The sequence below is a fragment of the Salinispora goodfellowii genome, from assembly GCF_059570675.1.
Window position 1 is genome coordinate 91,723 of the sequence record NZ_JCANTD010000004.1, and the last position, 19,973, is coordinate 111,695.

15 protein-coding genes and 1 pseudogene are annotated in these 19,973 nt (G+C 71.1%); 3 read left to right on the forward strand and 13 right to left on the reverse strand.

Annotation, left to right across the window (positions count from 1 at the left end; translation table 11 throughout):
• Positions 1 to 32: 32 nt before the first annotated feature.
• The 10 genes from murC to mraZ all read right to left on the reverse strand — a co-directional run bounded on the left by murC (position 33) and on the right by mraZ (position 12,958).
• Entirely contained in the window at positions 33 to 1,577 is a 1,545-nt protein-coding gene (gene murC / locus T398_RS06915) for a UDP-N-acetylmuramate--L-alanine ligase (protein ID WP_496445525.1), read from the reverse strand.
• Positions 1,574 to 2,680, reverse strand: a complete 1,107-nt coding sequence (gene murG, locus T398_RS06920; protein WP_496445526.1) for an undecaprenyldiphospho-muramoylpentapeptide beta-N-acetylglucosaminyltransferase — start codon at positions 2,678 to 2,680, stop codon at positions 1,574 to 1,576. The genes murC and murG overlap by 4 nt, the downstream gene beginning before the upstream one ends.
• Positions 2,680 to 4,086, reverse strand: a complete 1,407-nt coding sequence (locus T398_RS06925) for an FtsW/RodA/SpoVE family cell cycle protein (protein ID WP_496445652.1) — start codon at positions 4,084 to 4,086, stop codon at positions 2,680 to 2,682. Before T398_RS06925 ends, murG begins: the two co-directional genes overlap by 1 nt.
• A 227-nt stretch (positions 4,087 to 4,313) precedes the next feature.
• Positions 4,314 to 5,438 carry a phospho-N-acetylmuramoyl-pentapeptide-transferase gene (mraY, locus tag T398_RS06930; RefSeq protein WP_496445527.1) on the reverse strand — a complete coding sequence of 375 codons (1,125 nt, stop codon included), beginning with the start codon at positions 5,436 to 5,438 and terminating at the stop codon, positions 4,314 to 4,316.
• Positions 5,435 to 6,850: a UDP-N-acetylmuramoyl-tripeptide--D-alanyl-D-alanine ligase gene (locus T398_RS06935; protein WP_496445528.1), complete on the reverse strand. Its 1,416-nt coding sequence runs from the start codon at positions 6,848 to 6,850 to the stop codon at positions 5,435 to 5,437. The genes mraY and T398_RS06935 overlap by 4 nt, the downstream gene beginning before the upstream one ends.
• Positions 6,847 to 8,430 (reverse strand): UDP-N-acetylmuramoyl-L-alanyl-D-glutamate--2,6-diaminopimelate ligase, encoded by a 1,584-nt coding sequence (locus T398_RS06940; RefSeq protein ID WP_496445529.1) that lies wholly within the window; start codon positions 8,428 to 8,430, stop codon positions 6,847 to 6,849. Before T398_RS06940 ends, T398_RS06935 begins: the two co-directional genes overlap by 4 nt.
• A 52-nt stretch (positions 8,431 to 8,482) precedes the next feature.
• Complete coding sequence (locus T398_RS06945) at positions 8,483 to 10,648, reverse strand: peptidoglycan D,D-transpeptidase FtsI family protein (RefSeq protein WP_496445530.1); 2,166 nt, start codon at positions 10,646 to 10,648, stop codon at positions 8,483 to 8,485.
• Positions 10,649 to 10,650: 2 nt separating this feature from the next.
• Entirely contained in the window at positions 10,651 to 11,229 is a 579-nt protein-coding gene (gene ftsL / locus T398_RS06950; RefSeq protein WP_496445531.1) for a cell division protein FtsL, read from the reverse strand.
• Positions 11,219 to 12,325, reverse strand: a complete 1,107-nt coding sequence (gene rsmH, locus T398_RS06955; RefSeq protein WP_496445532.1) for a 16S rRNA (cytosine(1402)-N(4))-methyltransferase RsmH — start codon at positions 12,323 to 12,325, stop codon at positions 11,219 to 11,221. Before rsmH ends, ftsL begins: the two co-directional genes overlap by 11 nt.
• 204 nt (positions 12,326 to 12,529) lie before the next feature.
• A complete protein-coding gene (gene mraZ / locus T398_RS06960; protein ID WP_012014432.1) occupies positions 12,530 to 12,958 on the reverse strand; it encodes a division/cell wall cluster transcriptional repressor MraZ in 429 nt (142 codons plus the stop codon).
• Positions 12,959 to 13,310: 352 nt separating this feature from the next.
• Here mraZ and T398_RS06965 point away from each other — a divergent pair, with 352 nt between their 5' ends.
• The 3 genes from T398_RS06965 to T398_RS06975 are packed head-to-tail and all read left to right on the forward strand — an operon-like array spanning position 13,311 to position 16,043.
• The gene (locus T398_RS06965; RefSeq protein WP_496445653.1) at positions 13,311 to 14,558 is read left to right on the forward strand and encodes a MurT ligase domain-containing protein; all 1,248 of its coding nucleotides are present in this window, start codon (positions 13,311 to 13,313) and stop codon (positions 14,556 to 14,558) included.
• On the forward strand, positions 14,548 to 15,270 hold the full coding sequence (locus T398_RS06970) for a type 1 glutamine amidotransferase (RefSeq protein ID WP_496445533.1): 723 nt from the start codon (positions 14,548 to 14,550) through the stop codon (positions 15,268 to 15,270). The genes T398_RS06965 and T398_RS06970 overlap by 11 nt, the downstream gene beginning before the upstream one ends.
• On the forward strand, positions 15,267 to 16,043 hold the full coding sequence (locus T398_RS06975; RefSeq protein ID WP_496445534.1) for a TVP38/TMEM64 family protein: 777 nt from the start codon (positions 15,267 to 15,269) through the stop codon (positions 16,041 to 16,043). The genes T398_RS06970 and T398_RS06975 overlap by 4 nt, the downstream gene beginning before the upstream one ends.
• Positions 16,044 to 16,161: 118 nt before the next feature.
• Here T398_RS06975 and leuS read toward each other — a convergent pair whose 3' ends face one another.
• From leuS to T398_RS06990, 3 genes and pseudogenes are all read right to left on the reverse strand, one after another.
• A complete protein-coding gene (gene leuS / locus T398_RS06980; protein ID WP_496445535.1) occupies positions 16,162 to 19,026 on the reverse strand; it encodes a leucine--tRNA ligase in 2,865 nt (954 codons plus the stop codon).
• 334 nt (positions 19,027 to 19,360) lie between these two features.
• Positions 19,361 to 19,716, reverse strand: a pseudogene (gene mnhG, locus T398_RS06985) (monovalent cation/H(+) antiporter subunit G).
• Complete coding sequence (locus T398_RS06990; RefSeq protein WP_496445536.1) at positions 19,713 to 19,970, reverse strand: MrpF/PhaF family protein; 258 nt, start codon at positions 19,968 to 19,970, stop codon at positions 19,713 to 19,715. Before T398_RS06990 ends, mnhG begins: the two are co-directional and overlap by 4 nt.
• Positions 19,971 to 19,973: the final 3 nt, after the last annotated feature.

Here is a 19,973-nt window from a genome sequence, read left to right on the forward strand (position 1 = left end):
CCCGGAGCTACGCCGACGCCTGGGCCGCGAGGTCATCCGGCGGTAGAAGCATCGGGAGTGGAGCCAGCCGGGAGGTCGGGGACGGTGCCCCCAATCGTCGTCGCACCCCCGACGTCACCACCGGGCACAGCGCCGGCGGTACCCGCCACACCCCGCTTCGACAGCGCGTCGAGTAGCTGGTCGCCCAGGAGCGAGCTGGGTGGCGCGCCCATCGTCACCACGACATCGCCCGCCCTGGCCCGGCGGGCCACCTCGACCGGCGCCGCCTCCCAGGAGTCCACGAAGATCTTCCGGTCGGCCGGCAGCGGCACCGCCTCGATCAGCTCCGCCGAGCCCTCCCCCGGCCCCCGGAGCTCCCCCGGGCCGAAGACCTCCAACAGCACCAACTCGTCGGCGACGGCGAGGGCCTCGGCGATCTCCGCCTGCAGGTCGCGGGTGCGGTAGAGCCGATAGGGCTGGAACACCACGAGTAGCCGTCCGTCGCCGGCCACCTCCCGCAACGTCCGCAGCGCCAGCGCAATAGGTGTCGGGTGATAGGCGTACTCGTCATAGACCAGCACGTCGTCCGCGACGCCCTTCCGCTCGAAGCGCCGCCGAACGCCCGGAAAGGCCGCCAGCGCGGCCTGCGCCGCCTCCAGTGGCAGGTCCAACAGGTACTCGGCGAGCACCGCCGAGGCGCTGTTGAGCCCCATGTGCCGCCCCGGCACCGGCAGCTGGAACTCGCCCAGCGACCGGCCGTCGATCTCGGCGAGGTACCGGATACCGCGGGTGGAGGAGGCCATCTCGGTCAGCTGTAGGTCCGCGTCGGCCGAGGTGCCGTACGTGTACACCGGTCGCCCCTCGGCCCGCAGCGTCTCGGCCAGTCGCCGGCTACCCGCGTCGTCAGCGCAGGTGATGATGAAGCCGTCCGGGTCGGTGAGGCGGGCGAAGTCAGCGAAGGCCGCTTCCAGATTGGCCAGGTCACCGTAGGTGTTCAGGTGGTCGGCCTCAATATTGGTGATGATCGAGACGAACGGTCGATAGATCAGAAAGGAACGGTCGCTCTCGTCCGCCTCCACCACGAAGTACTCACCCGTGCCGTGGTGCGCACCGGAACCGACCTCGGAGATCTCCCCGCCGATCACGAAGGACGGATCCACCCCGGCCTGCTGAAGCACCATGGTCACCATTGAGGTGGTGGTGGTCTTGCCGTGGGTGCCCGCCACCGCGACCGTCCGGCGGCCGGTCATCGCCGCGGCAAGCGCCTCGGAACGGTGCAGCACCCGCAGGCCACGCCGGCGCGCCTCCACCAGCTCCAGGTGGTCGGGCGGGATCGCCGAAGAGTAGACGACAGTGTCCACACCGTCGAGGTTGGTCGCCTCGTGAGTCATGTGGATGGTGCCACCCAGCGCCCGCAGGCCCGCCAGGGACGGCCACTCGCGCAATTCGCTGCCGGAGACCGAGATCCCGCGGGTGAGGAAGAGCCGGGCCAGGCCGCTCATCCCGACCCCGCCCGCCCCGATCAGATGGATGGCGCCGAGATCCTCCGCCGTCAGCTGACCAGCCGGGGAGAACTTCGCCGTGCTATTCCCGCTCACCGGGCCACCGCCTCGTAGACAAAATTGAGTAACGACTCATCGCCGTCACGATGCCCGTACGCCGCTGCGGCAGTCCCCATCGTGGCCAGCCGCTGCGGGTCGTGGATCAGCGGGATCACCGTGCTCTCCACCCAGGCCGGGGTCAGCTCGGCGTCGTCAACGAGTAGCCCGCCCCCGGCCTCCACCACCGGCACCGCATTTCGTCGCTGCTCCTGATTGCTGTGTGGGTACGGCACGTAGACCGTCGGCAGCCCGACCGCCGCCACCTCGGCACAGGTCATCGCCCCGCCCCGGCCGAGCATCAGATCGGCCGCGGCGTACCCCAGCTCCATCTGCGACAGGTACGGCACCGTCACGTACGGTGCGGGCAGGTCGGTCGGCACCGACACCGCCTCGTTCCGGGCACCGACGACGTGCAGCACCTGCACTCCGTTCCGAGCCAGTTCCTTGGCCGCCCCGACGACCGCCAGGTTGATCGAGCGGGCGCCCTGCGATCCGCCGGCGACGAAGAGCACCGGCAGGTCCGGCCGGAGCCCGAAGTGGGCGCGGGCGGCGGTACGCATGGCCGCCCGGTCCAGACCGGCGATGCCCCGGCGTAGCGGCACTCCCACCACCCGAGCCCCGCGCAGCGACTCGGCCTGCGCCGGCTGGTGCGGGAAGCCCACCGCGACGTGCTTGGTGAACTTCATGCCCAGCCGGTTGGCCACCCCCGGCGGCACATTGACCTCGTGGATGACGATCGGCAGCTCACGTCGCCAGGCGGCGAGGTACGCCGGGACCGAGACGTACCCGCCGAACCCCACCACCGCATCGGCCTGCACCTCGTCGATGACCTTGCCGGCTGCCCGGGCCGCGGTCCACATCCGGCCCGGGGTCTTCACCAGGTCCAGGTTGACCGAGCGGGGCAGCTGGTGCGCGGGGATCTGACGCAGGTCGTATCCGGCGGGTGGGATCAGCTCGTTCTCCAGCCCCCTGGGGGTGCCCAGGCAGGTGATCCGGATACCGGAGTCGTGCCGGCGCAGGCAGTCGGCGAAGGCGAGTAGCGGGTAGATGTGCCCCCCGGTGCCACCTCCCGCAAGCACCACCGAACGCAGCGGACCCATCACCGTCTCCTCTCCTCCGCCGACCCACGCCGGGCCCGGTTCGCCCGGACGGCACGCGGTGCGGCCTGGTCTTCTTCATGCCGCCCCCGGGACGCCCGGGCCCGGGGAACTGGTGGGGAACCCGGGCGGCGCCGGCCGGGGAGCGGCGGCAACGGGGCCCAGACTAGTCGGACCCATCGGGCCGGCGGACGGGCATGCAGGGCTCTCGCCGCATCAGGTTCGGCCCGGGCGAACGAGGCGAGCATGCCGACCGCGGCGAGCGTGACGACCAGGGCGGTCCCGCCCTCGGAGATGAATGGCAGCGGCACGCCGGTCAGCGGCAGCAACCCGATCACGCCACCAATGTTGATCACCGCCTGGCCGATCAGCCAGGCGGTCGCCCCGGCGGCGGCGAGCTGCCGGAACCGCCCGGCCACCCGGCGCGCGATCCGCAGCCCGGTGTACGCGAGCACCGCGAAGAGCGCCACGACCACACCGGACCCGACAGCACCCAGCTCCTCAGCGATGATCACGAAAATGAAGTCATTCTCCGCCGCCGGGAGCGCGCCCCACTTCAGGGAACCCTTGCCCAACCCGGTGCCGAACCAGCCCCCGTGCTCGATCGCGTACCGAGCCTGGAGCATCTGGTAGCACTCGTGCGCCTTGCAGGTGTCGAGCGGCGGCGGGTCAAAGAAAGTCGTCAGTCGCTCCAGCCGGAAGTTACCCTCGTCCTTCTCGCCCGACCCTTTCGACCCGGCGCCGTACGAGGCGACCGCCACCAGCAGACCGACCCCGAACAGCCCGATCGCGCTCAACACCGCGAAGACTCGCAACCGCACCCCGGCTGCCCAGAGTAGCCCGACGACCAGGGCCAGCAGACAGAGCAGCGTGCCGAGGTCGTTGTAGCCGACGAGTACGAACAGCAGCCCCAGCACCGGGAAGAGCGGCGTGGCCAACTCCCGCCACCAGCCGAGCCGGGCGCCCTTTCGGGCGAGCACATCGGCCCCCCACAGGACGAGGGCGAACTTCGCCAGCTCCGAGGGTTGGAGCTGGAACGGCCCGAGGTACAACCAGTTCCGGTCTGCGGAAAACGGGCCGATCTGGCCGACGCCCGCCAGCGAGCCGAGCACCAGCACCAGATTCAGCAGCAGCAACAACCCCACCGCGGCCCCGAGGGCGGGCCAGGCGACCGCCTGGAAGGTACGGACCGGCAGCCGCTGGCACGCCCAGAAAGCCACGATCCCGAACACCGCGAAGATGGCCTGCTCGGTCAGCGACGCGGTGGCATCGCCCCGTACGGCGAAGTCCTCCACGCTGGTCACCGAGAAGACCATGGTGAGACCGATCAGCAGCAGCAGGCCGACGCTGAACAGCAGAAGGTAGTAGGAGGCCAGCGGCCGGTCCAACAGGCCACGCAGCGCGGCCAAACCGCCGGCGGCACTCAGACCGCGCAGGGGCGGAGCGTCCGGAGGCACCTCCGGTACCCGCGCCACCGGCGGAACCTCGGCGGTACGCGTACTACCCGGCGGCCGGCGCCGCCCCGCCCCCGGGCTGTCCTCTTGATCTGGTCCCTCCCCCACCCACCCATCATCGCGGGTGGGGGAGGCGTGGCCCTCGCAACCGTCTCGTCGGCGTGTCGAGACGCTGGGTCCGGTCAACCGACGCGGGCGAGGAACTCGCTGTAGAACAGGCCCAGGGCGATCGCCACCCCGATGCCGGCGATGATCCAGAACCGCACCACGATGTTGACCTCGCTCCAGCCGGCGAGCTCGAAGTGGTGCTGCAACGGTGACATCCGGAAGACCCGCTTACCTGTGGTCCGGAACGAGATGATCTGGATCACCACGGACATCGTGATGATGACGAAGAGTCCGCCGATGATCGGCAGCAGCAGGATCGTCCGGGTCGACATCGCCATTCCGGCGATCAGACCACCCAGGCCCAGCGCCCCGGTGTCTCCCATGAAGATCCGGGCCGGCGAGGTGTTCCACCAGAGGAACCCGACGCAGGCGCCGGCCGCCGCGCCAGCGATCAACGCGATCTCCAACGGGTCCCGGACCGCGTAGCAGTACTCCTGGGTGTAGTTCGGGTCCGCGCACCAGTGCCGGTACTGCCAGAAGGCGATCAGCGCGTACGCCGCGAGCACCATCACCGAGGCGCCGGTGGCCAGACCGTCCAGACCGTCGGTAAGGTTGACGCCGTTGGTGGCGGCCATCACCACGAAGATGAAGAGGATGACCGCACCGACCTTGGTAAGCTCCAGCGCCGGGATGTCCCGGATGAAACTCAACGTCGTGCTGCCGACCGTCTCGGTGTTGGTCAACGTGCCCTGAGAGTCGGTCATGGTGCTCGGGAAGTAGAGCGCGATCACCCCGAACACCGCACCGACCAGGATCTGGCCGAGCAGCTTGCCGCGCTTGTTGAGGCCACCGCTGTGCCGCTTGCGGACCTTCAGGAAGTCGTCAATGAAACCCACCGCACCGGAGAACACCATCAGCCCCAGCAGTACCAGCGCCGTGATGGTCGGTTCGACCTGAGCGATCTGCGCGTCCGGCAGCGTGGTCAGAGCCAGGTGACCGGCGACGTACGCGATGACGGTGGCCAGGATGAAGACCACCCCACCCATCGTCGGCGTACCCTTCTTGCCCTGGTGCATCACCGGCCCCTCGGCCCGAATGGGCTGGCCGGCCTTCAACCGGGTGAAGACCTTGATCGCGATCGGGGTGCCGAACAGCGAGACCAGGAAGGCCACCCCGACCGCGACGATGACTGACCTCATGCCAGGTCACCGGCCAATCCCGCGCCCCGACCGGTCCCGGCGTCGGCGCGCAGCGCGTCCGCCACCTCCCAGGTGCGGTACCGCGAGCCCTTCACCAGGACGACGTCACCGGGCCGCAGGTCTCCCCGCAGCACCTCGACGGCGTCCGCCTGATCGGTGAGCTGCACCGATTCTCCTTCCCAGTCACGTACCGATGTTGCGCCCTGATGGATTGGGGCCGCCGCCGCGCCCACCACGAGCAGGCGGTCCACCCCGAGGCCGGCGGCGAGTCGCCCGACCTCGACATGTCCCTCCTGCTCGTACGGGCCCAGTTCGGCCATGTAGCCGAGCACCGCGATGGTGCGCCGCCGCTCGAACCCGGCCAGCGCCCGCAGGGCGGCTGCCATGGAGGCGGGGTTGGCGTTGTACGAGTCGTCGATGACGGTGACCCCGTCCACCCGCTCGAAGACATCCATCCGGCGACTCGAGACCAGCCCGAGCTCACCCAGGGCGGCCGCCAGCTCGGTCACCGGCATTCCCAGTTCCCGGGCGACCGCGGCGGCGGCGAGTGAGTTGGACACCTGGTGCCGGCCGGTCAGCCCGAGCCGCACCGGCGCGCGCCCCTCCGGAGTCACCAGCGTGAACGAGGGCCGGCCCCGCTCGTCCAGCACCACGTCAACGGCCCGCACATCGGCACCGGCCGCCTCACCGAAGTGGACCACCCGGGCCCGGGTTCGCGTCGCCATCGCGGCGACGAGGTCGTCGTCGGCGTTGAGCACGGCCAGCCCCTCCGCCGGCAGCGCCGCCACCAGCTCCCCCTTCGCCAGGGCGATGGTCTCTCGGGAACCGAACTCACCGATGTGGGCCACTCCCACGTTGAGTACCACGGAGATCTGCGGCGGCACCACCTCGCAGAGGTAGCTGACGTGCCCCACCCCGCGGGCCCCCTTCTCCAACACGAGGTAACGCGTGCCCGGGTCGGCCTGGAGTGCCGTGTAGGGGTGCCCCAGCTCGTTGTTGAACGAGCCGGGCGGGGCGACCGTCGGCCCCAGTCGGGCGGTGAGGGCAGCGATCAGGTCCTTGGTGCTGGTCTTACCGGAGGAGCCGGTGAGGCCGACGACGGTCAGCTCGGGCAGCCGATCCGTCACTGCGCGGGCCAGTCGCCCCAGCGCCAGCTGGGCGTCGGCTACCAGCACCATCGGCACGCCGGGCAGCACCCGGGTGCCGAGCACCGCCACCGCGCCCGCCCGGATCGCCCCGTCGGCGTAGTCGTGCCCATCCACCCGTTCCCCGGGGAAGGCGACGAAGAGCCCGCCCGGCGCGACCTTGCGGGAGTCGAACTCGACCGAGCCGGTGACCACCACGCTCGGGTCGGCGGCGACCAACCGGCCGTCAACCGCTGCCGCCACCTCGGCCAGGCTCAGCCGGATCACGACTGCCCCGGCCGGTCGCCGAAGCGGGCCCGCAGCGCGGCGGCCAGCTCCGTACGGTCATCGAAGGGATGCATCTGCCCGCCAACCTCCTGCCCCTGCTCGTGCCCCTTGCCCAACAGCGCCACCACGTCCCCGGGCTCGGCGAGCTCGACCGCCTCCGTGATCGCCGTACGCCGGCCAGGCACCTCCAGGACCTGCACCTCGGTGTCGGCTCGCCGCACTCCGGCGAGCACCTCGGCCCGGATCTCGGCGGGATCCTCGGTCCGCGGGTTGTCGTCGGTCACCAGCACCACATCCGCTCCCTGGGCGGCGGCGACGCCCATCAGGGACCGCTTGCCCCGATCCCGGTCGCCGCCGGCGCCGAGTAGGCAGATCAGCCGCCCGGTGCTGAACTCCCGCAGGGCGGCCAGCGCGGCGACGATCGCATCGGTCTTGTGCGCGTAGTCGACGACGCCACGCACCGGGCCGGGGGACGGCACCAGCTCCAGCCGACCGGGAACGCCGCCGCAGTCGGCCACCCCCGCGACGGCGGGCCGCGGCGCCACCCCGGCCGCCACCAGCACGGCGACGGCGAGCAGCGCGTTGGCGACGTTGTGTCGACCGGGCAGGGCGACCCCGGCGGGCAGGGCCAGCCCGTCCGGGCCGTGCAGGGTGAAGCGCTGCGCGTACCCCTCGCCACCGACCTCCTCGGCCCACCAGTTGGCGCGGCGGTCACCGGCCGCGGAGTAGGTCACGGTGGCGGGTCGACGCAGCGGGATCAACGCCGGGTCGTCGTAGTTGAGCACCTCCACCGCGCAGCGGCCGTCGAAGAGCTTCGCCTTTTCGGCGAAGTAGTCCGCGGAGTCGGCGTGGAAGTCGAGGTGGTCGGAGCCGAAGTTGGTGTAGCCGCCGACGGTGAACCGGACGCCGCCGACCCGCCCCATCGCCAGGGCGTGGCTGGACACCTCCATGACCACGGCGGTGACGCCGCGCTCTCGAGCAGCGGCGAGCATGGCGTGCAGATCGGTTGCCTCGGGCGTGGTCCGGACACTCTCGATCACCAGATCACCGAGGCGGGTCTCCACGGTGCCGATCAGGCCGGTGGTGTGCCCGGCCGCCCGCAGCCCGGACTCGACCAGGTACGCCGTGGAGGTCTTGCCCGCGGTTCCGGTCACCCCGATCACCGTCAACCCGGCGGTCGGATCGCCGTACACCACACTGGCCAGATCTCCCAGCACGGCCCGCGGGTCCGGCACCACCAGCATGGGCAGACCGGCTTCCGCGGTCGCCGCCGCGCCATCCGGGTCGGTCAACACGGCCACCGCGCCAGCCTCGGCCGCGGCCGAGACGAACTCGGCGCCGTGCCGCCGGGCACCGGGCAGGGCCGCGTACAGGTCGCCGGGGCGGACCTCCTGGCTGGCGTGTGTCACTCCGGTGACCGTCGGTTCCGTTGGACCGGACCGGAGATCAACGGCGTCCGCGCCGGACTCGGCGGCGAGCCGAGCGGCGAGGTTACCGAGCCGGATTCCGGTCACGCTACGAGGGCGAGGTTTGCCGGACACGGCGTCAGACCCTACCCGGTCGTCCGGTTCCGGCCGCACAGCCGCCCCGGTGGTTCGTCGGCACGCACCGATGATGTCCCGTCTACGCTGGTCAGCGGGGAAAGACGTCAAAGTTGGGCGGTGGGACCTGCGACAGCGGCACCCGATAGTGCTGGAGGGTGAACCGCATCATGTCGGCGAATACCGGCGCGGCGATGTCGCCACCCCCACCATTGGGAGTGTGGGCGAAGACAGCGATCACGTAACGGGGCTTCTCGGCCGGCGCCATCCCGATGAACGCCGCCACCTCACCGGGCTGTTTCTGCCCGTCTACCAGCCGCGTGCCCGTGCCGGTCTTGCCGGCCACCCGGTAGCCGGGGACCGCCGCGGCCCGACCGGTCGCGCCGTCTACGGTGGTCACCGCCTCCAGGATGGTACGCAGCTCGGCGGCGGTCTCCGGGGTCAGCACCTCCCGGGTCGTCGGCGCCTCCGGCGTTGTCCGCTCTCCCCGCGGCCCGACGATCTCCTTCACCAGCCGTGGCGCGACGTACGTGCCGTCGTTGGCGATGGTCGCGTAGACGGCAGCCATCTGGATCGCGGTGGCGTCCACACTGTGCCCGATCGGCACCGACCCGTGCGACGAGTCGCTCCACTCGTCGGCGGGCAGCAGCGCGCCGCTCGCCTCGCCGAGTAACCCGACACCGGTCGGCTCACCGAGCCCGAAGCGCTGCTGGTAATCGATGAGCCGGTCCGGACCGAGTTGGTCGGCGACCTCGATGGTGCCGACGTTGGAGGAGAAGGCGAGCATCCCGGGGATGCTCATGGTGCGCCCGTTCACCGGGTGCGTGTCGGGGATACGCGTGTCGCCCTTGACTACGCTGTTCGCCACCGGGAACGCCGTCTGCGGGGTGATCACGCCCTCCTGGAGGGCAGCGCCGAACGTGATCGCCTTGTGCACCGACCCCGGCTCGACCACGAACCCGGTCGCCACGTCGACCCGGTCCGCCGGGTCGCTCTCCTGCCAGTTCGCGACGTCGTAGGTGGGGTAGGATGCCTGGGCCAGAACCTCGCTGGTGCCCACCTCCAGGACGACCGCGGTGGCGGTCGAGCCGTTGACCGCCGCCATCGCCTCGGCCAGCTTGGCCTGGACCACGTACTGCAGGTCCCGGTCGAGGGTGAGGCGCAGCGAGCTGCCCGGTTTCGCCTCGGTCGTCTCGCTGAAGCCCCCGGGGATCTGCACGCCCCACCCCGCCACGCCCCACCCCGCCTCGTAGCGTTCCAGGCCGTCCTTGCCAGCGAGCACCCTGTCATAGCCGGCCTCGAGCCCTTCCAGGCCATTCATCTCCTGGCCGGTGACGCCGATCAGGTTGGCGGCCAGGCTCCCACCGGGGACCTCCCGTCGCTCATCCCGGCGGTCTCCGATGCCATCCAGCTCAAGGTCCTCAATCTGCTCGGCCAGGTCAACGTCCACCCCCCGTTTGAGGTATACGAACTGCAGTGCGTTGCCGTTGGGCCCGTCGCGTTTCCGCATCTTGTCGGCGAGCTTCGACGCCGGGATACCGAGCGGCTCGGAGAGCGCCTGCGCGGTGGCCACCGGATCGTCGATCTGGGTCGGGTCGGCGAAGATATACCGAGCCTCGACACTGTGCGCCAGCACCTCCCCTTCCCGGTCCTGGATCGAACCGCGAGGCGCCGGCAGAACCACGACTTTCAGCCGGTCGTCGACTCCGGCACCGGCGTAGTCCGGATTCTCCACAACCTGCAGCACCACGAGCCGGATACCGATGACGGTGAACAGGGTCAGCACCAGCGCGGTGCCGAGCCGCAGCCGACGGCCGGCGTCGGCCAGGCGGGGTGGCCGCAGTCGGCGGCGTCGCTTCGGCCGAGCTGAGGTCGGGCGCGGCGGGCGTCGCCGCGGCGGTGGCTCCTCCGCCGGTGGACGCCGGGGCACGGTGCGCACCACCGAGGTACGACGCGGCGGGTTCGCCCGCCGGGCAGCACCGGCCCGCCCACCGCTGAGCACCTGGAGTGCCGGACGAAACGGGTCACCGGAGCGATCGCGACCTCCCTGCGGTGCCCGACGGGGCTCGGCGCGACCGGCGCGGGCCTCCCCCAGCCGCTGCTCGCCGATGCTGCGGCCGCGGGGGGTGTAGGCCCGGGCACCAGAGATGCCCCCGCCCGACTCGGTCGGGCGGGGGTCGGCTGAACTGTCGGCGCGGGACGGGCCGCGCCGGGACCCCTTGGCGTCCCGGCGCGGCTCCTCCGATCTGGGTGGCACGGCTATCCCCCGGTACCCGGCTGGCCGACCCCCGACAAGGGCCCGCTGCCCGGCTGTGGTATGTCGATGGCCGCGCCGCCGTCGGGAAGCTGGATGTAACCCGGCTCGAGCTCGACGAGACCAAGCTTGCGCGCGGCTTCGAGCAGGTTTCCCGGTGCCTCCGCCTCGGTGATCTGTTGGTTCAGCTGCTGCTGCTGCAGGTTGAGGGTGGTCTGCTGCTCCCGGAGCTCATCCAGCCGAATCGCGTTCTCGTTAATCTTGGTGTTTACCAACAGGATGCCGAGCACCCCACCGACCACCAGTGCCACGACCAACGTGGCAAACGGTGCGCGCGGCACCGACACCGGAGCCGGTGGCGCCACCCGTAGTCGGGTCGTTCGAGTGCTGACCGTCCGCGCGCTCGGACGCAGCGCCGCGGTGCCCTGGGTCGGGAACGCACGCGTGCCCCGCGCGCGGGTCGCCCCCGACCGCGGCTGGGTGCCGGTGCGCGTGGCCCGCTCCGCCGCGATCCGGCCCCCCGACCGCGGTGTGCGCTGCCCGTCACCGGCCCCGTTCCGGCGGTCGCGCTTGTCAATCATCATGTCCCTCCCCCTCGTCATCCGCTCCTGTCCCGTCATCCCCCGAGGCCGACCGCCGCACGGCCGACCCCGTCCCCGGTTGGTGCATCGCTCGGACCCGCCGCCGGTACCGTTCGCGGTCGGTACGCTGGCGCTGCTGCATGGTCGGATCGAGCCGTTCGGCGGCCCGCAGCCGCACCGAGGCGGCCCGTGGGTTCACTGTGACCTCCGCCTCGCCGGGCAGCTCCGCCCCTCGGCTGAGGAGCCGGAAGGTCGGGCCGGTCCCCGGCAGCTCGACCGGAAGGTCGATCGGACCCTTGCTACGAACCCGGTCCGCGAGCGCCACTTTGGTGAGCCGGTCCTCCAACGAGTGGTAGGACAGGACCACCATCCGACCCTCGATCGTGAGCCGGTCGAGCGCCGCCGGCAGCGCCGTCTCCAGCGCCGCCAACTCTCTGTTCACTTCAATCCGTAGCGCCTGAAAAGTTCGCTTTGCCGGATGACCACCGGTGCGCCGGGCCGGCGCGGGGATGGTCTGTCGGACCAACTCGGCCAGCCGCGCCGACGAGGTGATCGGGGCCCGGTCCCGCTCCCGAATGATCGCCGAGGCGATCCGCAGCGCGAACTTCTCCTCGCCATAGACCCGCAGCACCCGGGCCAGCTCCGGATGCGAATAGGTGTTGACCACCGCTTCGGCGGTCACTCCCCGGTTCTGGTCCATCCGCATGTCCAACGGGGCGTCCTGCGCATAGGCGAACCCGCGGTCGGGCGCGTCAAGCTGCAACGAGGAGACCCCGAGATCGAAGAGGATCCCGTCCACCGCCGGATGGCCGAGCTCATCGAGCACCTCGGGCAACTCGTCGTAGACGGCGTGCGCCAGGTGGACCCGGTCAGCGAAGCGGGCCAGTCGTACGCGGGCGTGCGCCAGCGCCTCGGTGTCCCGGTCCAGCCCCACCAGCACGGTCCGCGGATGCGCCGCCAGGATCGCCTCGGCGTGCCCACCCAGCCCCAGCGTGGCGTCAACATAGACCGTCTGCCCCGGCCGGTCCAGCGCGGGAGACAGCAGCTCTAGACAGCGCTCAAGCAGCACCGGCACGTGCGCGCCGCGCAACTCCCCCATGTCGCCCCCCACTGGTTCCGTCCCGTCTGTCGTGCCGTGCCTGTCGTCGGACGGCGCCCCATCGCCGTACCGCCAGATCCCCATCCGCTCCCGCCCGCCTTCCGGCAACGGCCCCCGATCGGATCGTGCGCCTGGCACCGGGGAAGGGATGCCAGGAACTCGAAAGCGGCTGGAGATCTCGCAGTACGCCAGGCGCCGTCGCGCCTACAGACCGGGCAGCACCCCCTCCTCGATGTCAGCGAATTCGTCTTCACTCTCGGCAAGGTAGCTCTCCCATGCGACCCGGTCCCAGATCTCCACCCGGGTGTGCGCACCGATCACCACCAGATCCCGGTCGAGCGCGGCATACTCCCGCAGGTGGCCCGGGATGGTCACCCGCCCCTGTTTGTCGGGGACCTCGTCGTGCGCGCTGGCGAAGAAAACCCGGCTGTAGGCCCGGGCCGCCTTGTGCGTCATCGGCTGCGCGCGCAACTGATCCGCGATGTGCTGGAACTCCGGCGTCGGGAATACGTAGAGGCAACGCTCCTGCCCTTTGGTGATCACGACACCCCCCGCTAGCTCATCCCGAAACTTCGCCGGAAGAATCAGCCGACCCTTGTCGTCCAGGCGCGGAGTGTGGGTGCCGAGGAACACGGCCCTAACCCCCTCGCCCCTTCAAGCGGCGTTCGCGGCGCCGCTGACCCCCGGGCCGGTGGGCCCTCCCGGCCGCACCATCGGGCCCCACTCTACTCCACTTCCCTCCACCTGCAACCAGAATCGCCCGCGCGGCGCGGCGACCGTTCCACCAAAACCGCACGTCAAAGCGGGTGGAGCGGAGTGGAGGGCAGCACCACGCCGGGAGCCGTCCACCGTCCGGCATAGATCGACTCCACTTCCATCCCCGATCGGCTCGGCCGCGTCGGGCAACGAGTCGAAGCGTTCCGCGCCAGCAGCGATCTGGGGAGCCCGGGCGTGGAGTAACCTCGCTCGCGTGACGGACGCGAGAATGCCCCTACGGGCGAAGGTGGCCAGCTCTGTGTCGCGGACCGCCGCGGCCCTGTCGCGGGCCGCGGGCCGCGGGGACGGCTCGGTTATCGGTGGTTGGATCGGTCTGAAGATTGACCCAGAGCTACTCGCGCACCTCGCCGCGGGCCGCGCCATCGCCCTGGTGTCCGGCACCAATGGCAAGACCACGACCACCCGCCTCGCCACCGCCGCGGTCGGCGTACTCGGCAAGGTCGCCACCAACTCGTTCGGCGCGAACATGCCCACCGGGCACACCTCGGCGCTCGCCAAGGCCGGCAGCACCCCGTACGCGGTGCTCGAGGTGGACGAGCACTACCTCGCGCAGGTGCTGGACGCCACCGACGCCCACGTGGTGGCGCTCCTCAACCTCTCCCGCGACCAGCTGGACCGGGCCCGGGAGGTCGCCATGATGGCGCAGCTCTGGCGGGCGGCGCTGATCCGCCACCCCGAACTGCGGGTCATCGCCAACGCGGACGACCCGATGGTGGTCTGGGCCGCCACCCCGCCGGCCAATCACGATCAGCGCCTCACCCCGCCCCAGGTCACCTGGTTCAGCGCTGGCCAACGCTGGCACGACGACTCCTGGGTCTGCCCCGAGTGCGGCTCGACCATCGCCCGGCGGGACAGCCAGTGGTGGTGCACCGGCTGCCCACTGCGCCGGCCACAGCCGCAGTGGTCCGTCGAGGACGACGGCGTGATCGATCCGACCGGTGCCTGGCACAAGGTCCAGCTCCAACTCCCGGGCACGGTCAATCTCGGCAACGCCGCCACCGCCCTCGCCCTCGCGGCCGAGTTCGGCGTACGACCGGTTGACGCCGTACTCAAGCTCGGCTCAGTCACCTCGATCGCCGGCCGGTACGCGCAGGTCGAACGAGACGGCCGGCTGATCCGCCTGCTGCTGGCGAAGAACCCGGCCAGCTGGCTGGAGGCGTTCGACATGGCCGACGAGGCGCCGACCCTGCTGTCCATCAACGCCCGCGACCCGGACGGGCTGGACACCTCCTGGCTCTTTGACGTCGACTTCAGCCCGCTGCGGGGCCGGCAGGTGCTCATCACCGGCGACCGAGCGTTCGACCTGGCCGTCCGACTCGACGTGAACAACGTGCCGTTCCAGCACGTACGCACCTTTACCGAGGCGATCCAGTCGGTCCCACCAGGCCGACTGGAGGTCATCGCGAACTACACCGCGTTCCAGGACATCCGAGCGGAGTTGGACCGTGTTCTCTGACAGCCTGCGCATCGTCTGGGTCTACCCGGATCTACTCTCCACCTACGGTGACCGGGGCAACGCACTCATTCTGGCCAGCCGCGCCCAGCGGCGCGGCTACCCGGTCGAGGTGCTGGAGGTCCGCTCCGACCAACCGTTGCCTGCCACCGCCGACATCTACCTGGTCGGTGGCGGCGAAGACGGCCCGCAGGCGCTCGGGGCGCAACGGCTCATCGCCGACGGCGGCCTACACCGTGCCGCCGCACAGGGCGCGGTGGTGTTCGGTGTCTGCGCCGGCTACCAGCTCCTCGGCTCCTCCTTCTTCGCCAAGGGCACCAAGTACCCCGGCCTCGAACTGCTGGACCTCTCCTCCGACCGGGGCCCCGCCCGCGCCATCGGCGAACTAGCCGGCAACATCGACTCACGGCTGGGCCTGCCACCGCTGTCCGGCTTCGAGAACCACGGTGGGCGTACCCGCCTCGGCCCGGAGGTGTCACCGCTGGCCCAGGTGACCGCCGGGATCGGCAACGACACCAAGACCGAAGGGGCCTGGCGGGGCAAACTGCTCGGCACCTACTCACACGGACCGGCCCTGGCTCGTAACCCGGCCCTGGCCGACCTGCTGCTGTGCTGGGCAGTCGGTGTCAACCAGCTCCCCCCACTGGACGACACCTGGTCAGACCGGCTCCGCGCCGAACGTCACGCCGCAGTGGCTGCCGCCGCCCGACCATGACCCACGACGGCCGCCGCGACATCACCCCCCGCGGCGGCCACCACGATCCGGGCACCCCCCACCGCCGGCAACCCCCCGCTGTCCAGCCCCGCTGGTGGCGGGGGAAAGACCCGGCGGCCGGCCGGTTCGGCCTGCTACTGCTCCTGCTCGCCGGGTTCGGAGTGGCGCTGCTGGTGGTTCCCCGCCCGAACCCGGCCCACCTGCCCCACCTGGCCGACCAGTTGGGTGGGTACGCCCCGATCACCGCGATCGGCGGCGGCGCGCTCCTGCTCGTTGCGCTGGTCCCCCGTACCTTCATCACCCTGGCCGCCGGTGCGCTCTTCGGCGCCGTGGAGGGGGCCGCGTACGCGCTCGGCGCGGCACTGCTGGCAGCCGCCATCGGCTTCACCATCGGCCGGTTCCTCGGTCGGGAGTTCGTCGCCGACCGGATTCGCGGTCGCCTCGCCCGGCTGGACGGCTGGTTCACCCGGCAGAACGTACTCGGTGTCGTGACCGTACGGCTGCTGCCAATCGCCGGCTTCGGCCTGGTCAGCTACGGCTACGGCACCACCGGGGCGCGGGTGTTGCCGTTCCTGGTCGGCAGCGTCGTCGCCTCCGCGCCGACCGCCTTCGGATACGCCGCCGTCGGCGCCGCGGTCACCTCACCCGACGAGGTCAACTGGTTCGCCGCCGCCCCGGCCGGGCTCGGCCTGATCGCCAGCGCAGTGCTCCTCCACCGCTGGTGGCGCGCCGAGCGGACCAGCGGGGCACGCCGGCCCAGGACGGACTCGTAGCCGGCGCCGAGCAGGCGCACCTATCGGTCATGGGGTTGTGGTGGGGCGGTGCTTCCCGGACCGGCACCCACCCGGCACCACAACTCCGTGCTCGGCGGTGTGGGCTGAGGAGTGGACCTCAGGCCACGACGGAGACCATTCGGCCCCGGACCACGATGACCTTGCGGGGTTCCTTGCCGGCCAGCGTGGCGGCGACCGCCTCCAGCGCCGCCGCCCGGACGCTCTCCTCCGCCGCGTCGGCCGGCACCTCGATCCGACCCCGCACCTTGCCGTTAACCTGCACCGGGTACGTCACCGACTCGGCCACCAGCAGGGCCGGATCGGCGACCGGGAAGTCGGCGTAGGTCAACGAGGTCTCGTGACCCAGCCGGCGCCACAGCTCCTCGGCGATGTGCGGAGCAAACGGCGCCAGCATCAGCACCAACGGTTCGGCCACCTCGCGCGGCGTCGCCGGTAGCCGGGTCACCGCGTTGGTCAGCTCGATCAGCTTCGCGATCGTGGTGTTGAACCGCATCGCGTCCAGATCGCCCCGGACCCCGTCCACGACCCGGTGCAGCAGTCGACGGGTCGCCTCGTCGGCCGGGGCGTCCACCACCCGGGACGCGCCGCTGCGCTCATCCACGATCGCCCGCCAGACCCGCTGCAGGAACCGGAACGACCCCACCACAGCCCGCGTCTCCCAGGGGCGGGAGACCTCCAGCGGGCCCATCGACATCTCGTACACCCGGAACGTGTCCGCCCCGTACGCGGCGCACATCTCGTCCGGTGTCACCACGTTCCGCAGGGACTTGCCCATCTTGCCGTACTCGCGGTTGACCTGGTCGTCGCCCAGGTAGTAGGCGCCGGAGCGCTCGACCACCTCCTCCGCCGGCACGTACGCGCCGCGGGCGTCGGTGTACGCGTACGCCTGGATGTAGCCCTGGTTGAACAGCTTGCGGAACGGCTCGAAGCTCGACACGTGCCCCAGGTCGTACAGCACCTTGTGCCAGAACCGGGCGTAGAGCAGGTGCAGTACGGCATGCTCGGCGCCGCCGACGTACAGGTCGGTGCCCCCGCAGTCGCCCTCGCCGCGCGGGCCCATCCAGTACCGCTCGGTCTCCGGGTCGACGAAGCGGTCGGTGTTGGTGGGATCCAGGTAGCGCAGCTCGTACCAGCAGGAGCCGGCCCACTGCGGCATCACGTTGGTCTCCCGGGTGTAGCGCTTCGGACCGTCGCCCAGGTCCAGCTCCACCTCGACCCAGTCCCGACGTCGCGACAGCGGCGTCTCCGGGTTCGACTCCGCGTCCGCCGGATCGAAGGTGCGGGGCGAGAAGTCATCCACCTCGGGCAGCTCGACCGGCAGCAGCTCCTCCGGCAGGGCGATGGCGGCGCCGGTCTCGTCGTACACGATCGGGAACGGCTCACCCCAGTACCGCTGCCGGCTGAACAGCCAGTCCCGCAGCCGGTAGGTCACCGCGCCCGAGCCGTGGCCCTCCGCCTCCAGCCAGGCGATGGTCCGGGCCTTGGCCTCGACGACAGCCAGGCCGTTCAGGTCCAGGCCGCGTTCGGGCACGGCGCTGTTGATGGCCGGGCCCTCACCGGTGTACGCCTTGCCGGCAAAACCCTCGGCCGGCTGGACGGTACGGACGATGGGCAGGTCGAACACCTCGGCGAAGGCCCAGTCCCGCTCGTCCTGACCGGGCACCGCCATGATCGCGCCGGTTCCGTAGCCGGCCAGCACGTAGTCGGCGATGAAGATCGGGACCTGGGCACCGGTGACCGGGTTGGTGGCGTACGCCCCGGTGAAGACGCCGGTCTTCTCCTTCGTCTCGGCCTGCCGCTCCAGGTCGGTCTTTGCCGCGGCCACCTTGCGATAGCCCGCCACCGCCGCCCGTGGGCTGGCCTGCCCGCCGGTCCATGCCTCCGGCACCCCCGCCGGCCAGGCCGTCGGTACCAGTTCGTCCACCAGGTCGTGCTCGGGCGCCAGCACCAGGTAGGTGGCGCCGAAGATCGTGTCCGGCCGGGTGGTGAAGACGCTGATCCGCTGCGCGCCCCCCGGGTGAGAGTCCGCGGCCGAGGTGGGGAACTCGATGTGCGCACCGATGGAGCGGCCGATCCAGTTCCGCTGCATCAGCTTGATCGGCTCGGGCCAGTCCAGCTGCTCCAGGTCGTCCAGGAGCCGGTCACCGTACGCGGTGATCCGCATCATCCACTGCTTCAGGTTCCGCTTGAAGACCGGGAAGTTGCCCCGCTCGGAGCGGCCGTCGGCGGTGACCTCCTCGTTGGCCAACACGGTGCCCAGCCCCGGGCACCAGTTGACCGGTGCCTGCGAGACGTACGCCAGCCGGTGTTGGTCAACGACGGCCCGCCGCTCGGCGTCGGTCAGCTCACCCCACGGTCGCCCGTCTGGGGTACGCCGGACACCGCCGGAGAACTCGGCGATCAGCTCGGCGATCGGGCGGGCCCGCTTCGCCTCGCTGTCATACCAGGCGTTGTAGATCTGCAGGAAGACCCACTGGGTCCAGCGGTAGAAGTCGGCCTCAATGGTGGCCACCGAGCGGCGCTCGTCGTGCGCCAGCCCCAGCCGGCGCAGCTGCGCCTTGTACCGGGCGATGTTCGCCTCGGTGGTGGTACGCGGGTGGGTGCCGGTCTGCACCGCGTACTGTTCAGCGGGGAGCCCGAAGGCGTCGAAGCCCATCGCGTGCAGCACGTTGCGCCCAGCCATCCGCTGGTAGCGGGCGAAGCAGTCGGTGCCGATGTAGCCCAGCGGGTGGCCGACGTGCAGCCCGGCACCCGACGGGTACGGGAACATGTCCAGTACGTACAGCTTCTCCGCTCCCGCCCGCGGATGCTCGGGGTCGGCCAGCGGGCCGGTCGGGTTGGGGGCGTGGAAGGTGCCCTCGCGTTCCCAGGTGTCCTGCCAACGGCGCTCGATCTCGTCGGCCAGGGCCGCCGTGTAGCGGAAGGGGGGAATCTCGCTGGCCGGTGCGGCTGCCTCAGTCATGGCTCTCCTCGCTTCAGTCGGCGCGGATGGTCTCGTGCGGGTCGGTTGGTGCTCGCCACCCGCCGGCGGGACCGGGCCGGCGACGGGCACAAAAAAGCCCCTCACACAGGAGGGGCCGCCGTGCTGTCGCGCGTTCAGCGCATCAGCACGGCCCGGTAAGAAGCACGAAGACTCCGGCCATGCCCCGGAGTGTACCCCGCCGACCCCCGGGAGCGCGCCCGCGGCCACCCGAGCCGGTCCGCCCCGGACCCGTCCGGCCCGGAGCGGTCATCTCCGGCCCGGCCGCCGGCGTGCCCGGGACCGGTCATTCCCGGGACCGTCCGGCCCGGAGCGGTCATCTCCGGCCCGGCCGCCGGCGTGCCGCTGGACCCGCCCGCCGAGTTCGTCGTAGCGCGTGCTGTCGGCCAGCGGGCTACCCGCCCGATAGGCGGCTCGGGCCAGGGCGTACCCGCCGACCGGCGCCGAGACGAGCTGCAGCCCGATGGCGACCAGTCCCACCAGCACCGTCCGGGGGTCGGGCAGCAACACCACCACCGCCAGCAGGACGCAGATCAGGCCCAGGCTGCCGGACTTCGCGACGGCGTTCATCCGGTTGTAGACATCGGGCAGTCGGATCAGCCCGACGGAGCTGATCACGATCAGGCCGGCGCCGATGACCAGCAGCGCGGAGGCGACCAGCATGCGAATCATGGCCGCCGCCGATGCACCAGACGGGCCAACGCGACCGTGGCCAAGAAGCTGACCAGGGTGCCGGTGAGGACCAGGTCCAGCAGCCCGGGCGCGTCCAACCGCACCGCCAACACCGCCACCGCTGCCAGGAACACGAAGAAGCCGTGGTCGAGCGCGGCCGCACGGTCGGCGTCAGTGGGGCCGACGATCAATCGGCCGAGCACCACGGTCATCGACAGGGCGAGCACCACCAGCACCACGTCGAGCAGGAACATCCG

Bases quoted from the DNA above. Each gene is read 5' to 3' on its own strand.
- murG (WP_496445526.1), bottom strand. From the start codon at position 2,680: ATGGGTCCGCTGCGTTCGGTGGTGCTTGCGGGAGGTGGCACCGGGGGG.
- mraY (WP_496445527.1), bottom strand. From the start codon at position 5,438: ATGAGGTCAGTCATCGTCGCGGTCGGGGTGGCCTTCCTGGTCTCGCTG.
- ftsL (WP_496445531.1), bottom strand. From the start codon at position 11,229: ATGATGATTGACAAGCGCGACCGCCGGAACGGGGCCGGTGACGGGCAG.
- rsmH (WP_496445532.1), bottom strand. From the start codon at position 12,325: ATGGGGGAGTTGCGCGGCGCGCACGTGCCGGTGCTGCTTGAGCGCTGT.
- T398_RS06965 (WP_496445653.1), top strand. From the start codon at position 13,311: ATGCCCCTACGGGCGAAGGTGGCCAGCTCTGTGTCGCGGACCGCCGCG.
- T398_RS06975 (WP_496445534.1), top strand. From the start codon at position 15,267: ATGACCCACGACGGCCGCCGCGACATCACCCCCCGCGGCGGCCACCAC.
- leuS (WP_496445535.1), bottom strand. From the start codon at position 19,026: ATGACTGAGGCAGCCGCACCGGCCAGCGAGATTCCCCCCTTCCGCTAC.
- T398_RS06990 (WP_496445536.1), bottom strand. From the start codon at position 19,970: ATGTTCCTGCTCGACGTGGTGCTGGTGGTGCTCGCCCTGTCGATGACC.